The organism is Rhizobium aureum (genome assembly GCF_030182495.1).
In the GTDB taxonomy this organism is placed as follows: domain Bacteria; phylum Pseudomonadota; class Alphaproteobacteria; order Rhizobiales; family Rhizobiaceae; genus Rhizobium; species Rhizobium tropici_C.
Window position 1 is genome coordinate 83,462 of sequence record NZ_JAQJCI010000004.1, and the last position, 14,928, is coordinate 98,389.

The window sequence follows — 14,928 nt, forward strand, 5'->3', positions numbered from 1 at the left end:
CTCTACCTCACCAAAGCAGAAAACAGCATTATACAAGAGCTTCCCATGACCATTGTCGACGTCCGTACGCCAGATCCGAAACGCTTCATTCCCGGTGCCACCGGTGACTGGGAAGTCGTTATCGGGATGGAAGTCCACGCCCAGGTGCTGAGCAAGTCCAAGCTCTTCTCCGGCGCCTCTACGGAGTTCGGCAAGCCTCAGAATTCCAATGTGTCGCTCGTCGATGCAGCCATGCCCGGCATGCTGCCCGTCATCAACGAGGAATGCGTCAAGCAGGCCGTGCGCACCGGCCTTGGCCTGAAGGCGCAGATCAACAAGCGTTCGATCTTCGATCGCAAGAACTATTTCTATCCCGATCTGCCGCAGGGCTATCAGATCTCGCAGTTCAAGGATCCGATCATCGGCGAGGGCAAGATCGTCATCTCGCTCGGTCCGGACCGTCAGGGCCAGTTCGAGGATATCGAGATCGGCATCGAACGCCTGCACCTCGAGCAGGATGCCGGCAAGTCGATGCACGATCAGCACGCCACCATGTCCTATGTCGATCTGAACCGCTCCGGCGTCGCGCTGATGGAAATCGTCTCCAAGCCGGATATCCGCTCGGCCGACGAGGCGAAGGCCTATATGACGAAGCTGCGCTCGATCGTGCGCTATCTCGGCACCTGCGACGGCAACATGGACGAAGGCTCCATGCGCGCCGACGTCAACGTCTCGGTGCGCCGTCCGGGCGGCGAATTCGGCACGCGCTGCGAAATCAAGAACGTCAACTCCATCCGCTTCATCGGCCAGGCGATCGAATATGAAGCGCGCCGTCAGATCGGCATTCTGGAGGATGGCGGTGCGATCGACCAGGAAACCCGCCTGTTCGATCCGAACAAGGGCGAGACGCGGTCCCTGCGCACCAAGGAAGATGCGCATGACTACCGCTACTTCCCCGATCCGGATCTGCTGCCGCTCGAATTCGACGATGCCTTCGTTACGGAGCTTGCCGAGCATCTGCCGGAGCTGCCCGACGACAAGAAGGAGCGTTTCGTCCGCGAACTCGGCCTTTCGATCTACGACGCATCAGTTCTGGTTTCGGAAAAGGCGATCGCCGATTATTTCGAGGCCGTTGCCGCCGGCCGCGATGGCAAGATGGCTGCCAACTGGGTCATCAACGACCTGCTGGGCGCTCTGAACAGAACCGGCAAAGACATTGAAGAGACTCCGGTTTCGCCCGCCCAGCTCGGCACGATCATCGATCTGATCAAGGCCGAAACCATCTCCGGCAAGATCGCCAAGGATCTGTTCGAAATCGTGCTCAACGAAGGCGGCGATCCCGCCGAGATCGTCGAGGCACGCGGCATGAAGCAGGTCACCGATACCGGCGCGATCGAAAAGGCTGTCGACGAGATCATCGCCGCGAACCCGGATCAAGTCGCCAAGGTCAAGGCAAAGCCGACGCTTGCCGGCTGGTTCGTCGGCCAGGTGATGAAGTCGACTGGCGGCAAGGCCAACCCGCAGGCCGTGCAGGCGCTGGTCAAGGCCAAGCTCGGCATCGAAGAGGAATAGCCGATGTTCTTCGTCCGCACCGCCAGCGAGCAGGACCTGGAAAAGGTCCGCGCTCTGCTCGGCGAGACCTGGCATGCGACCTATGACCGGATCTACGGTCCGGAAAAGGTCAGTGAGCTGCATGCCTCCTGGCATTCGACGGCTTCATTGAAGGCGCGGCTGGCGAACAAGAATTCCGAATTTTTGGTGGCCGATGACGGGAAGACGATCGGCGGCATGGGCTATGCCGCCATGTCCAAAGAGATGACGAAAACCGTCATGCTTCACATGCTCTATGTCAGCCCAAAGCATCAGCGCGAGGGTATCGGCCGCGATATTTTCGCTGAGCTGGAGACCTGCTTCCCGGACGCCGAGATCATGCGCCTCGAGGTCGATCCGCAGAACGAGGCGGCCATCGCCTTCTACAAGGCGCATGGCTTTGTCGATGTTGGCCGCACCGAAAACTGCGGCAACGGGCAGTCGGGCATTCCGGCGCTGATATTCGAGAAGCCATTGGCGGCCCACTGAAAGAATAGACGAGACCGTTTATGCAAGACGTCCGCCCGATGATCCGCGAAGCGAAGGAAGCCGACCTTCGCGCGCTGATCGGCCTCTTCGCCGCCGATGCGGTGGGCGGCCACGGCGATACGACCGATCCCTCTGCCTATGACGATTATCTCCGTGCGTTTCGCACTATCGCGGCATCGCCGGATCAGACGCTGTATGTCGCCGAACTCGCCGGAGAAGTGGTCGGGACGTTCCAGGCGATGATCACGACGACGCTGACCGGGCGGGGCGGTTCTGCCATGATCATCGAAGCGGTGCAGACGCGAGCCGATATGCGCGGGCAGGGGATTGGCGCCGCTATGATCAATTTCTGCATCGACGAGGCAAAAAGCCGCGGTATGCGGATGATTCAGCTGACGTCGAATAATGCCCGCAAGGACGCGCACCGCTTCTATGAGAGACTGGGTTTCAAGCCGACGCATCTGGGCTTCAAGATGCTATTGAAATGAAGCCTCTTGCCCGCTGGAATCACTGGACAAGCCGGTTCAGGGGCGGCATAAGCAAACTATCGAATTCTGGTATCGCTCGCCCCTCAGCGGGTATCGAGGAAAAGACATGTGGAATTTCATCGTACAGACCTTCACCTGGTGGAACAGTCAGACTTTGGGTACGCGGTTTGCGACCTGGCGGTTTGGCAAGCGTGTCGGCGAGGATGAGTTCGGCAACGTCTATTACGAAGGTGGCATGTCCTCCTACGGCCTTCCGAAGCGCTGGGTGATCTACAAGGGCTATGCCGAAGCTTCGGCCATTCCGCCGGGCTGGCACGGCTGGATGCATCATCGTACCGACGTTCCGCCGACCAAGGAAAACTACGTCGCCAAGGACTGGCAGAAGGAGCACCGCGCCAATCCGACTGGCTCGCCGCAGGCATACCGTCCGCCGGGCTCTCTCGCCGTTGCCGGCGAGCGTCCGCGTGTGACCGGCGATTACGACGCCTGGACCCCGGGCAACTGAGCGGAGAAGCCGGCTCGTCCTTTGGCCACAATTGGGCTTTAGGCGCGACATATGCCGGCTCATGCTCGGCGCCTTGACCGAGACCAAGCGGAGATTGGCGGATATGATGGTTTTCACGCGGAGCGCTTCTTTGCGTGCAGTGGCTGTAATGGGTGCTGCTCTCTTCGTCGGCATCATGGCAGCCCCCACCGCTGAGGCCGCCCGCATCACCAATCCCGTCGCCGTGTTTTCCGGGCTCGACAAGATCACCGGCCGCATCACGACCTTCGATGTCTATATCAACGAGACCGTGCAGTTCGGCGCGCTGCAGGTGACGCCGCGCGCCTGTTATTCGCGGGACGAAACCGAGCAGCAGAAGGTGGACGGTTTCGTCGAGGTGGACGAGATCACCCTCGATCGCCGCATCCGTCGCATTTTCACCGGCTGGATGTTTGCCGACAGCCCAGGCCTCAACGCCGTCGAGCACCCGATCTATGACGTCTGGCTGAAAGAGTGCAAGCAGAAGTCCGACGTTCCGCCGCCGGACACCGCCGGTGCGAAGTAAGCCGCTCGATATACGCAGCAGATTTGCATAGCCCGCAGAAGCAAGGCTTCTGCGGGCAAAGTTTTAGCCTCGTTCCGGATTGGTCGCCGCGTCGCCTATTGCTTGGCGATCTACGGCCTCTGACAGGTCGAGGGTGATCCGCATGCCGTCTTTCGGCCTGTGCCGCAGGAAATCGCTGCGCTCCGGATCGGCTTTCAATCTGCCTCTATCGTAGAGAGCCTGGAGCCGTGATCGCGAGATTGCCAGTTCCGCGGCCAGCAACCGATCGAGGCGAAGGTTCACCGGAAACTCGGCTGATATCTCGATTTCCAACAGCACCCAATTACTTGCCTCTTGCACCATCTCTTTCCGGATGGCCGCATCCGGCGGCTCCTCGATGCGCTTGGCTTTCCGCTTCAGCCCGTCGAGATCGAATTCCTGCGTCCGGACCCACTGAAGATCGCTGCGCTGCAGTGCCTCGAGCGTGGAGGGGCCGAGATCGTGAACGGTGCGGCGCTCGAAAAGCGTCCGGTTCCAGGTCTTGTCGCAATCGATGCATTTATAGACCAGCCAGGCATCAAGCCTTTTGCCATTGGCATTGAGCCTGATCTTGCCGCTCGATCTGAAGGGTCTCGGAGCTCCGCAGCCGCTGCAGGCGATCCATGGCTGAGGCGAAGTTCGAGGAGAAATGGTCCAACGGACCTGAAGAATATTGCACATACCGTCTTGGTCTTCCGTCTGGAAGTCCACCAAGCTGGCGGTGAGACAAGCCCGTCAGGGCACGGTATGGCGATATTGCGGGACGGCTGAAGAGCTGAGACAGCGGTGGCTGCGCAGGCGCGTTTTGACAATGCCAAACCGGTCTCAGGCCATCACCCGATGGACATGAACATGCAGCGAGCGGCGTCTTGCCGCTCCGATGCACTGGGTGATCTGGATGAGACCGGTATTTACGACGGCAAAGTGGAACCTCTATGCACCAACGCTCTTCGCTAGGAGGGATAGCAGACCGCAACCGGAATTTGAAGTGGTGTGAGTTCGATGACGCCAGGGTTTCCGGTGTTTATGCCTGATCGTCGGAAAAGCTGAGATTGGGTGATTCCATCGCCTCCTCCAGCATTTTTGCATAGGCATCCTTCGGCACGTCGATGGCACCGAATGTCTTCAGGTGCTCGGTGGTGAATTGTGTGTCGAGCAGGGTGAAGCCGCGTTCGCGCAGGCGCTCCACCAGATAGACGAGACAGATCTTTGAAGCATCCGTGCGGCGGGAGAACATGCTTTCGCCAAAGAAAGCCGACCCCAGTGAAACGCCATAGAGACCGCCGACCAGCCTGTCGCCTTCCCAAGCCTCTACCGAATGGGCATGACCGATATGGTGCAGGGTGGCGTAGAGCGAGCGGATCGTCTCGTTGATCCATGTGCTGGGGCGATCACTCGTCTGCTCGCCGCAAGCCGCGATGACGGCCTCAAAATCGGTGTCGAAACGAATGTCGAAGGGATGTTGACGGATTTTCTTGGCGAGGCTCTTGGAGACGTGAAACGTATCGAGAGGGATGATGCCCCGCAATTCCGGCTCGACCCAGAAGATTTCCGGGTCGTCTGCCGATTCGGCCATCGGGAAAAGCCCGATGGAATAGGCGCGCAACAAGATTTCCGGGGTAACGCCGGGATGTTTGCCGCGCGCTCCGGGCACAGGTTAGGCCGATGTTTTTGCCAGGTAGTTTTCCAGCCAGTGGATATCGTAATCGCCGTTGGCGATATCCTGGTTGGAAACCAGATCCTGGAAGAGCGGCAGAGTGGTTTTGATGCCGTCCACCACGAATTCGTCAAGCGCGCGGCGCAGGCGCATCATGCATTCGACGCGGGTGCGTCCATGCACGATCAGCTTGCCGATCAGGCTGTCGTAGTATGGGGGGATCCTGTAGCCTTGGTAGGCGCCGGAATCGATACGCACGCCGAGGCCACCGGGCGCATGAAAATGCGTGATCGTGCCGGGTGAGGGGATGAAGCTGCGGGCGTCTTCGGCATTGATGCGGCATTCGATGGCATGGCCTTGGAAATGCACGTCATCCTGCGTCACCGAGAGACCGCCGCCGGAGGCGACGCGGATCTGCTCGTGTACGAGGTCGATGCCGGTAATGGCTTCCGTCACCGGATGCTCCACCTGCAGGCGGGTGTTCATTTCGATGAAATAGAACTCGCCGTTCTCGTAGAGAAACTCGATGGTACCGGCACCACGATACTTCAGCTTCTTCATCGCGTCGGCGCAGATCTTGCCGATCTTCATGCGCTGCTCGACGTTGAGCGCCGGGGAATTGGCTTCTTCCCAGACCTTCTGGTGGCGGCGCTGCAGCGAGCAGTCGCGTTCGCCGAGATGGACCGCGTTGCCTTCGCCGTCGCCGAAAACCTGGATTTCGATATGGCGCGGCTTGCCGAGGTACTTTTCCATATAAACGGAATCATTACCGAAGGCGGCGCCCGCTTCGGTGCGTGCCGTCGTCCAGGCTTCGATCAAGTCTTCTTCCGTACGGGCGACCTTCATACCGCGGCCGCCGCCGCCGGCGGTTGCCTTGATGAGCACCGGATAGCCGATCTCGCGCGCCGTCTTCAGCGCGTCCGCTTCGGTCTTCACCTCGCCGTCGGAACCGGGAACGACCGGAATGCCGAGCTGCTGCGCGGTGGCCTTGGCAGTGATCTTGTCGCCCATGAGGCGGATATGCTCCGCCGTCGGACCGATGAAGGTGATGCCATGCGCCTCGAGAATATCGGCGAACTTGGCATTTTCCGAAAGGAATCCATAACCGGGATGCACGGCGTCCGCGCCGGTGATCTCGCAGGCGGCGACGATCTGGTGGATGTTGAGATAGCTTTCGCGCGATGGCGGCGGGCCTATGCAAACGCTCTCATCCGCAAGCCGCACATGCATCGCGTCCGCATCGGCGGTGGAATGCACCGCAACGCTCGCGATGCCGAGTTCCTTGCAGGCGCGCAGCACCCGCAGGGCGATCTCTCCGCGATTGGCTATGAGAATCTTCGAAATCATGGGCATGGACTTACTCTATGACGACCAGGGCTTCGCCGTACTCGACCGGACGTCCGTCCTGAACGAGGATCTCGGTCACGGTACCGGACTTTGGCGCAGGGATCTGGTTCATCGTCTTCATGGCTTCGATGATGAGCAGCGTCTGGCCTTCCTTCACGACCGAGCCGGCCTGGATGAAAGCGGCCGCGCCCGGCGCCGGCGCCAGATAGGCGGTACCGACCATCGGTGCGCTGACGACGTTGTCGGGATTGCGGGTCTTGCCTGCAGGCGCCGCGGCGGCCGGGGCTGCAGCAGCTGCTGCAGCCGGAGCGGCATAGGCGGCGGGAGCGGCGATTGGCGCCTGAACATATTGGGTCGTGCCGGCACGCGATACGCGGATGCGCAGATCTTCCTGCTCGACTTCAATCTCGGTCAGATCGGTGTCGTTGAGAATGTTGGCGAGATCGCGAATCAGCGCCTGGTCGATACCCGATTTCTTTTCAGCCATTGGATTTCTTGCCCTGTATTTTTGTTATTGGGTGATGGATTTAAGCGCATGAAGCGCCAGGATGTAGCCATAAGGTCCGAAACCACAGATCATGCCCTTTGCAGCGGGCGCGATCATCGATTTGTGCCGGAATTCTTCGCGTGCGTGGATATTGGAGATATGCACCTCCACCACGGGAATGGAAATGGCGCGGATCGCATCGTGCAGCGCGATCGACGTATGACCATAGGCGCCGGGATTGATCGCGATACCAGCAGCCTTGTCGTCCGCTTCATGCATCCAGTCGACCAGCACGCCTTCATGATTGCTTTGCCGGAAATCGACAATGAAGCCCAGGCTTTCGCCTGCAGACTTGCAGTCGGCTCCGATATCCTTCAGCGTCTTGCCGCCATAGATGCCCGGCTCGCGCTTGCCCAAGGCATTCAAATTGGGTCCGTTGAGGACAAAAATTGTTTGCGCCATTAGATGTTCCGTCAAAGTGCAGCGCAACCTATAGACTCCCGAGGCCCTGTAGGAAAGCCCCGGAGCGAAGGTTGCATGCCTCTAGGTGTGGAAACGCCGCGATTTTGGCATTTTTGCGCCGCGTCGAGCCGCGGCGCCATTTCGCAGCTGCCAAAATGCGGACGGCTATTTGCTTTGCCGTCGCAAGGATGGTTCTCGCCGGTCAGCAGCTGGTTTTTCCGCAGCTGCGGACGTTGGCGATCTTCTGCTTGATGGCGTCGAGACCGATTGCGCCGGAAATCATCTCGTTGCCGATCACATAGGCGGGCGTGCCTGTCACGTTGAGATCGGAGGCAAGTTGATAGGTTGCTTTGATCATATCGGTGTTCGGCGCCTTTGCCATTTCAGTGCGAATGGCGGATTCGCTGATGCCGAGCGAAGTGGCGACCTCGATGGCGGCGTCTTCGGAGGCGCGCCCGTCGCTGCCCAGCAGCTTACGATGGAATTGCTCGTATTTTTCAGGTGCAAGCAGGCGGAAAGCGCTGGAGACACGGGAAGCGGCAACCGAATCCTGGCCGAGGATCGGGAATTCCTTGAGAACGAAACGCACATCCTTGTCCTGCTTCAGCAGCGTGTCCATATCGCCGAGCGCATGCCGGCAGTAGGTGCAATTATAGTCGAAGAATTCCACGACGGTGATGTTGCCCTTCGGATTGCCGATGGCCACATCGTCCTTGGAATTGAAGATCGCGTCCTTGTTCTGGTCGATCACCTGGGATGATTGGGCGATACGGGCTTCGTCCTGCTTCTTCTCGAGCGCCGCCTGGGCATCCAGCAGAACTTCCGGATGCTCGACGAGATATTCCTTGATGAAATCCCCGATTTCCTTCTTCTGCTGGTCATCCAGCGCGGCGGCCGGCTGGATTGTGGCGAAGGACGCTGTCAGGGCAATCGCCGAAACCGTCAGCAGGCTTTTGAGAGAAAAGGTCATTGGGTCCTCGTTTGGATCTGAGCGGAGACGTCATTCTTGAATGCGCCATAGCATCGTCGGGTCGGCATCCGCAAATATGCATCGACAATTTACGGTGCGTCCTTATTTCCAGAAACAGGAATTTTCACGACAAAGCCGCAATCGCAGGATTGTGAACGAGCCGATATTGCGGCAAATGTCGCTTGCCGATCCGATCCGAGAGAGAATTGACCGTGTTTTCCCTATCCAAGCGCAGCGATGTCGAACCTTTCCATGCCATGGATGTGCTGGCGGAGGCGACGCGACGCCGTCAGGCCGGGCACCCGGTCATTTCCATGGCGGTCGGGCAGCCCTCGCATCCAGCTCCACAGGCTGCGTTGGAGGCAGCACGCGCAGCCCTAGGCCATGGCCGCATCGGCTATACGGATGCGCTGGGGACGCTTGCCCTGCGGCAGGCGCTTTCCGCCCATTATCAGGCTCGCCATGGCTTGAGCATCGATCCGAAGCGGATTGCCATCACCACCGGATCGTCGGCCGGCTTCAATCTTGCCTTCCTGACGTTATTCGATGCCGGCGATAGTGTCGCCATCGCCCGGCCGGGCTATCCGGCCTATCGCAATATCCTTGCCGCACTTGGCCTCGATGTCGTCGAGGTACCGGTCACCGAGGAAACGCAGTTTACGCTGACATCCGAGAGCTTGGAAGCGGCACAGGTGGCAAGCGGTAAGTGCTTGAAGGGGGTACTGCTGGCAAGCCCCGCCAATCCCACAGGCACGGTGACGGGCAGGGCGGCGCTGAAGGCGCTGGCTGATTATTGCGCCGACCGTTCCATCGCCTTCATCTCCGACGAGATCTATCACGGGCTGACCTTCGTCGGCGAGGAGACGAGTGCGCTGGAACTGACAGACGAGGCGATCGTCATCAATTCCTTCTCGAAATATTATTGCATGACCGGCTGGCGCATCGGCTGGATGGTTCTGCCGGAACGGCTGGTGCGGCCCACAGAGCGCGTGGCTCAGAGCCTCTACATTTCTGCGCCGGAATTGTCGCAGATCGCCGCCGAGGCGGCACTCGGCGCAGGCGCCGAGCTCGATGTCTATCGTGAAAGCTATGGCCGCAACCGCGATTTCCTCATGCGTCGGCTTCCAGAAATCGGCTTCCGCATTGCCTCGCCGATGGATGGCGCCTTCTACGCCTATGTCGACGTCAGCCGTTTCACAAACGACAGCATGGCCTTTGCCCGAAAGATGCTGGCGGAAATCAATGTCGCTGCCACGCCCGGCCTCGACTTCGATCCCGTGGAAGGACATCGCGCAATGCGGATCTCCTATGCCGGCTCGAATGCCGAAATCGAAGAGGCGACCGAACGCATGGCCGCCTGGCTGAAATAGAGTCCGGAATCAATAATTTGTGCGGGCTTGCGAAAGCGCTGCCGCAAGTTGCGGAGACGTGCGCTGGCACGTGACCGGCCGCCTTTGCGCTTGGGAAACAAAAAATCCGGCCGCGTCACCACGGCCGGATTTTTTTATTTCATTGCAGATCGGTCTTCTTAAAAGAATCCGCGGCGCTGCCACCAGCCAGCCTTCTTCGGCTTGGTCGGCTCACCTTCGCCATCGCCCCCTTCATTGGCACGGGTGGAGGTTACCACCGGAGCGGACGAGGAAACATTGGATTCGCGGTTGGCGCGCGCCGGTTTGGCTTCGTCCTCGATAGCCTCGGGTGTGGCTGCATTGTCGAGAGCCGTGGCAATTTCGGCTACCGCTTCGGTTTCGCCCTCGATCGCGGCTGCCTCTTCGACAACAGGCGTCTCGACTGGCGATGCCTCGGCAGCCTTTGCCTTCCGGCGGCCGCGTCCCTTGGCGGGCTTCACATCCTCGGTGACGGTCGCCGCCGTCTCGACGGCTGCCATGGCCGGCTGAGCCTCGACAGCGGCCTCGCCCTCGGCAACGGCGATTTCCGCCACCGTGACGCTTGCCTCTTCTTCGCTGTCATCGCCGTCGGCTGCTGCATCGGCTTCGAAGGCTTCATCGGTTTCCGACGCGCTGCCTTCGCTCTGTTCGCCACCCTGGTTTTCGCGGTTGCGACGACCACCGCGCTTGCCGCGCCGGCGGCGCTTGCGCTTCTGCTGTGCATCGTCTTCATTGTCGGCGGATGCGGCGTTCTCGGCGCCGGCATCACCTTCGTCGTCGTCTTCGCTGTCAGCGTCCTCGGCGGTAGCGGCCGCAGAGGTGTCCTCGGAAGCCGATGCTGCCTGGGCATCGTTGCCGCGACCACGACGACGGCGGCGACGCTTGCGCTTGCGGCCATTTTCATTGCCTTCGGCGCGGGCGGGCTGTTCGGTGATGGTCGCCGCCTTTTCTTCCAGTTCTTCGTCCTCGTCCTCCTCGGCTTCGATGACGACATCGTCGTCATCATCGTCCGGGATGGCTGCGAAGTTGAACAGGCTTTCGATCTTCACCGGATTGGCGACCGGCTCGCCGCGATCGATCGCGAAATGCTGCGTGCCAACGGCATTGTCGGCATCGATGACGATCGCGACGCCGAAGCGGCTTTCATAATCGATGATCGTCTGGCGCTTGTGGTTGAGCAGATAGAGCGCAATGTCCGGCGTCGTGCGCACGGTGATGTCATGTGTCGTGTTCTTGAGCAGATATTCCTCGATGCCACGCAGAACGTGCAGGGCAACGGAAGACTGCGAGCGAACGTGACCGGTGCCGCCGCAATGCGAGCAGATCTGCGTCGTGCTTTCCAGAACCGAGGCGCGGATGCGCTGACGCGACATCTCCAAGAGGCCGAAATGCGAGATGCGTCCCACCTGGATGCGGGCCCGGTCGTTCTTCAAGCATTCCTTCAGCTTCTTCTCGACGGCGCGGTTGTTGCGCTTCTCTTCCATGTCGATGAAGTCGATGACGATCAGGCCGGCAAGGTCGCGCAGGCGGAGCTGACGGGCAATTTCCTCTGCAGCTTCCAGGTTGGTCTGAAGCGCCGTGTCTTCGATCGAATGTTCGCGGGTCGAGCGGCCGGAGTTGACGTCGATCGAAACCAGCGCTTCCGTCTGGTTCATGATCAGATAGCCGCCGGAACGCAGCGTCACCTGCGGCTGCAGCATGCGGTCGAGCTGCGCCTCGATGCCGGAGCGCGAGAAGATCGGGTGGATGTCGCGATAGGGCTGGACCACCTTGGCATGGCTCGGCATCAGCATCTTCATGAAGTCTTTCGCTTCACGATAGCCTTCTTCGCCGGCAACGATGATCTCGCTGATATCCTTGTTGTAAAGGTCGCGGATCGAGCGCTTGATCAGGCTGCCTTCTTCATAGACGAGGCAAGGCGCGGTCGAGGCGAGCGTCAGCGTGCGGACGTTTTCCCACAGGCGCATCAGATATTCGAAATCGCGCTTGACCTCGACCTTGGTGCGGTTGGCGCCGGCCGTGCGCAGGATGACGCCCATGCCCTGCGGCACTTCGAGCATCTTGGCGATTTCCTTCAGGCGCTTGCGGTCCTGCGGATTGGTGATCTTGCGGGAAATGCCGCCGCCACGCGCCGTGTTCGGCATCAGAACCGAGTAGCGGCCCGCAAGCGAGAGATAGGTGGTGAGCGCCGCACCCTTGTTGCCGCGCTCTTCCTTGGCGACCTGCACTAGCAGGATCTGGCGGCGCTTGATGACTTCCTGGATACGATACTGCTTGCGCGGCTTGCGCTGGGCACGATCGGGAACCTCTTCCATCGCATCTTCGGCACCGACGGATTCGATCACTTCCTCTTCATGGTCGTGATCGTCATCGTCGTCGTCGTCATGGCGGCGCTTGGAGGAGCGGACGTCTTCAGAAATCGAATCGGTTTCGACCATGGCAGCCATTTCGCCAGACGGACCGTCCTCGTCCTCGCTCGGCGCATCGACGGCTGCCGTCGCTTCCGGGGCGGCGGTCTCTTCGGCGGGGGCTTCCGCTGCCGCCTTCTTGCGGCTGCGGCGCGGCTTGGCCTTCTTGGCCGGAATTGCTTCCTCGGCGGGCGCGGCTGCCTCCGGAGCGGAGGCTTCTTCCGCGATCGCGGCCGGTACTTCGGCTTCTTCATTCGCCTTGGGAACGATGCCGATATCGGGCTGTTCCTGCTTTGAAAGGTCGAGCGCCGTTTCGACGTGCTCGACGTCATCATCCCGGCGATGCTCCTCGGCCTCGGCCTTCAGAAGCGCCTGACGATCGGCGAGGGGGATCTGATAGTAGTCGGGATGGATTTCGGCAAAGGCCAGGAAGCCGTGCCTGTTGCCGCCATAGTCAACGAAAGCGGCCTGAAGCGAAGGTTCGACCCTCGTTACTTTTGCAAGATAGATGTTGCCGCGGATTTGCTTCTTGTGCTGAGACTCGAAGTCAAATTCTTCTATGCGGTTCCCGCGAACGACAACGACGCGCGTCTCTTCCTCGTGAGACGCATCGATAAGCATTTTGTCTGCCATGAAAGCTGTGCTCCTCGGCGCAGGCAACCGGATGGGGACCTGCTTGTCACTGGGACAAGCCGGATATGATCCGCCGTTGCTGCACCGGATAATGAAAGTCGCAAGTGGTTCGGAGATGACAGCATCCAGACGGCGGCCGGGGCATTACTTCCCTGGGGTCTGTTCACTTTTTGAAAAAGCTGCTGCGGTGACATCCGTAACCAAGCGAGATCGACTATGCCTTAGACCCACAAAGCGGGGCCCGATGAATGTGCTCTCTAAAGAGCGTTTGGTGGCTCTCCACCGATGAACTTCCCGTTTGAAACCGGAAATTCAGATATCCACTGTTTGGAGCGGAAGTACTGCAGACGGCGGATGACTGCCGCTTATGGCGCCTGGTACTCGAGGCGGCTGCCTTTGCGGCGACTCTATCCCGTCAACACTTCTACCCTAATATGCGTTGTATGTTTTATCTGTCACAATAGCAAGGGGAAAGCCAAGTATGCCATAATATTGATGGATTCGTCGGATGATGAGAACGCGGGAAGCGGCGATCAACGATTCGTTTCCCGGCGCATCATCGGTGCGGCCATCACGTCAGACCTGGTTCCCGCTATTGGGGCCTTCAAAAACAACGCTGAAACCAATATGGGGCGCGTTGGACACTTGGTAAAGGGATTGCGGCATGTGGCGGAGATTGGCGTGAGGGCTTTGCGATTTGCGGCAGCGGCCCTTGCCCTTGTGATTCTTATCGTGTTTTCGGCATTTGCGCCTGTCATGGCGGCGGATGGCCCGTTGCTCGCCTACGGCGCGCGCATAGCCGGTGACGATGCCCGCACGCGTATCGTCCTCGATATGGATCGGGAGCCGGCCTTCACGGTTCATTATCTCGACAATCCCGCCCGCGTGGTGGTCGATCTGCCGGCGACGGCATTCGGCTTCCCGGCCGCGGATCTCAAGCCGACCGGCCTCTTCAAGGATATCCGCTATGGTACGATGGATGCGGACAGCGCCCGCATCGTGCTGACTGCAAAAAAGCCGGTAAAGCTGGTCATGGCCAAGGTGCAGACCGATGAGGGGGGCAAGGGGCAGCGGCTTGTGCTCGATGCCGAGATGGTGCCCGCCGAGCAATTTGCCGAACTGGTGAAGAAGCAGAGCTGGACGAGCGACGATACCGCCCGGGACGTCGGTCCCGTCGAGCCGACGCAGAAGGCCGATCCGAATATTTTCCTCGTCGCCGTTGACGCCGGTCATGGCGGTATCGATGCGGGCGCGACGGGCACCGACGGCGTCACGCAGGAAAAGGACATTACGCTTGCCTTCGCGAAGATGTTTGCCGACAAGCTGAATGCCCAGCCCGGCATCAAGGCCTTTCTCACGCGTGACAAGGACCAATATTTATCGTTGTCGGAGCGGGTGACCATCGCGCGCCAGAATCGCGCCTCGCTTTTCATTTCGCTGCATGCCGATACGCTGAAGCAGAAGGATATCCGCGGAGCGACCGTCTATACGATCTCGGACAAAGCATCGGACCGGCTTGCCGGCGAGGTCGCCGACCGTGAAAACAAGTCCGATCAGATCGCCGGGACCGACGCTCAGGCACAGCCGGCTGCCGTCAACGACATCTTGATGGATCTGACCCGCCGCGAGACGCAGGCCTTCTCCATCTCGCTGGCACAGGATGTGTTGTCCTCCTTTGATGGCCAGATCTCCATGATCAACAATCCGCACCGCCACGCCGGTTTCCAGGTCCTGACTGCGCCGGATGTGCCCTCGATCCTGTTGGAACTCGGTTTTCTCTCCAATAAGGAGGACGAGAAGCTGCTGCTCGATCTCGATTGGCGGCAAAAGGTCGCCGACAGGCTGGCCGATGCAGTAAAAAAATATCGCGTATCGATCATCGCGAACGGCGGCTGACAGGGCCGAATGTCATGATCAGCCGTGGCTTCCATGTCACAGCTTTAAATATTAGAATTGCATGAAA

14 protein-coding genes are annotated in these 14,928 nt (G+C 59.8%); 7 read left to right on the forward strand and 7 right to left on the reverse strand.

Annotated elements, in window-relative coordinates; all coding sequences use genetic code 11:
* Positions 1-45: 45 nt before the first annotated feature.
* The 5 genes from gatB to PH552_RS11500 all read left to right on the forward strand — a co-directional run bounded on the left by gatB (position 46) and on the right by PH552_RS11500 (position 3,595).
* Entirely contained in the window at positions 46-1,551 is a 1,506-nt protein-coding gene (gene gatB, locus PH552_RS11480) for an Asp-tRNA(Asn)/Glu-tRNA(Gln) amidotransferase subunit GatB (RefSeq protein ID WP_183764944.1), read from the forward strand.
* A gap of 3 nt (positions 1,552-1,554) precedes the next feature.
* On the forward strand, positions 1,555-2,058 hold the full coding sequence (locus PH552_RS11485; RefSeq protein ID WP_113250568.1) for a GNAT family N-acetyltransferase: 504 nt from the start codon (positions 1,555-1,557) through the stop codon (positions 2,056-2,058).
* Between the two features lie 20 nt (positions 2,059-2,078).
* The gene (locus tag PH552_RS11490) at positions 2,079-2,546 is read left to right on the forward strand and encodes a GNAT family N-acetyltransferase (protein ID WP_113250567.1); all 468 of its coding nucleotides are present in this window, start codon (positions 2,079-2,081) and stop codon (positions 2,544-2,546) included.
* 106 nt (positions 2,547-2,652) lie between these two features.
* Positions 2,653-3,051 (forward strand): NADH:ubiquinone oxidoreductase subunit NDUFA12, encoded by a 399-nt coding sequence (locus tag PH552_RS11495; protein ID WP_112344250.1) that lies wholly within the window; start codon positions 2,653-2,655, stop codon positions 3,049-3,051.
* 103 nt (positions 3,052-3,154) lie between these two features.
* Entirely contained in the window at positions 3,155-3,595 is a 441-nt protein-coding gene (locus PH552_RS11500; RefSeq protein WP_113250750.1) for a DUF2155 domain-containing protein, read from the forward strand.
* Positions 3,596-3,658: 63 nt separating this feature from the next.
* On the opposite strand, the gene PH552_RS11505 is transcribed toward PH552_RS11500, so the two are convergent.
* The 6 genes from PH552_RS11505 to PH552_RS11530 form a co-directional block, all read right to left on the reverse strand.
* Positions 3,659-4,294: a DUF1062 domain-containing protein gene (locus PH552_RS11505; protein ID WP_246698640.1), complete on the reverse strand. Its 636-nt coding sequence runs from the start codon at positions 4,292-4,294 to the stop codon at positions 3,659-3,661.
* A gap of 343 nt (positions 4,295-4,637) precedes the next feature.
* A complete protein-coding gene (aat, locus tag PH552_RS11510; RefSeq protein ID WP_112344252.1) occupies positions 4,638-5,267 on the reverse strand; it encodes a leucyl/phenylalanyl-tRNA--protein transferase in 630 nt (209 codons plus the stop codon).
* Positions 5,268-5,270: 3 nt separating this feature from the next.
* Positions 5,271-6,623: an acetyl-CoA carboxylase biotin carboxylase subunit gene (accC, locus tag PH552_RS11515; RefSeq protein ID WP_181592414.1), complete on the reverse strand. Its 1,353-nt coding sequence runs from the start codon at positions 6,621-6,623 to the stop codon at positions 5,271-5,273.
* Between the two features lie 4 nt (positions 6,624-6,627).
* On the reverse strand, positions 6,628-7,104 hold the full coding sequence (gene accB / locus PH552_RS11520) for an acetyl-CoA carboxylase biotin carboxyl carrier protein (RefSeq protein ID WP_112344253.1): 477 nt from the start codon (positions 7,102-7,104) through the stop codon (positions 6,628-6,630).
* Between the two features lie 24 nt (positions 7,105-7,128).
* The gene (gene aroQ, locus PH552_RS11525; RefSeq protein ID WP_113250565.1) at positions 7,129-7,566 is read right to left on the reverse strand and encodes a type II 3-dehydroquinate dehydratase; all 438 of its coding nucleotides are present in this window, start codon (positions 7,564-7,566) and stop codon (positions 7,129-7,131) included.
* A gap of 202 nt (positions 7,567-7,768) precedes the next feature.
* Positions 7,769-8,536 carry a DsbA family protein gene (locus PH552_RS11530; protein ID WP_113250564.1) on the reverse strand — a complete coding sequence of 256 codons (768 nt, stop codon included), beginning with the start codon at positions 8,534-8,536 and terminating at the stop codon, positions 7,769-7,771.
* 212 nt (positions 8,537-8,748) lie between these two features.
* Between PH552_RS11530 and PH552_RS11535 the strand changes: the two genes are divergently transcribed.
* Positions 8,749-9,906 carry a pyridoxal phosphate-dependent aminotransferase gene (locus tag PH552_RS11535; RefSeq protein ID WP_113250749.1) on the forward strand — a complete coding sequence of 386 codons (1,158 nt, stop codon included), beginning with the start codon at positions 8,749-8,751 and terminating at the stop codon, positions 9,904-9,906.
* Positions 9,907-10,064: 158 nt separating this feature from the next.
* Here PH552_RS11535 and PH552_RS11540 read toward each other — a convergent pair whose 3' ends face one another.
* Complete coding sequence (locus PH552_RS11540; RefSeq protein ID WP_113250563.1) at positions 10,065-12,965, reverse strand: Rne/Rng family ribonuclease; 2,901 nt, start codon at positions 12,963-12,965, stop codon at positions 10,065-10,067.
* Between the two features lie 645 nt (positions 12,966-13,610).
* On the opposite strand from PH552_RS11540, the gene PH552_RS11545 reads away from it, so the two are divergent.
* Positions 13,611-14,861, forward strand: coding sequence for an N-acetylmuramoyl-L-alanine amidase (locus tag PH552_RS11545; protein WP_483315490.1), 1,251 nt, complete (start codon positions 13,611-13,613; stop codon positions 14,859-14,861).
* Positions 14,862-14,928: the final 67 nt, after the last annotated feature.

Coding starts and splice junctions, on each gene's coding strand:
- gatB (WP_183764944.1), top strand. CDS start 46: ATGACCATTGTCGACGTCCGTACGCCAGATCCGAAACGCTTCATTCCC.
- PH552_RS11485 (WP_113250568.1), top strand. CDS start 1,555: ATGTTCTTCGTCCGCACCGCCAGCGAGCAGGACCTGGAAAAGGTCCGC.
- PH552_RS11490 (WP_113250567.1), top strand. CDS start 2,079: ATGCAAGACGTCCGCCCGATGATCCGCGAAGCGAAGGAAGCCGACCTT.
- PH552_RS11495 (WP_112344250.1), top strand. CDS start 2,653: ATGTGGAATTTCATCGTACAGACCTTCACCTGGTGGAACAGTCAGACT.
- PH552_RS11500 (WP_113250750.1), top strand. CDS start 3,155: ATGATGGTTTTCACGCGGAGCGCTTCTTTGCGTGCAGTGGCTGTAATG.
- PH552_RS11505 (WP_246698640.1), bottom strand. CDS start 4,294: ATGTGCAATATTCTTCAGGTCCGTTGGACCATTTCTCCTCGAACTTCG.
- accC (WP_181592414.1), bottom strand. CDS start 6,623: ATGCCCATGATTTCGAAGATTCTCATAGCCAATCGCGGAGAGATCGCC.
- accB (WP_112344253.1), bottom strand. CDS start 7,104: ATGGCTGAAAAGAAATCGGGTATCGACCAGGCGCTGATTCGCGATCTC.
- aroQ (WP_113250565.1), bottom strand. CDS start 7,566: ATGGCGCAAACAATTTTTGTCCTCAACGGACCCAATTTGAATGCCTTG.
- PH552_RS11530 (WP_113250564.1), bottom strand. CDS start 8,536: ATGACCTTTTCTCTCAAAAGCCTGCTGACGGTTTCGGCGATTGCCCTG.
- PH552_RS11540 (WP_113250563.1), bottom strand. CDS start 12,965: ATGGCAGACAAAATGCTTATCGATGCGTCTCACGAGGAAGAGACGCGC.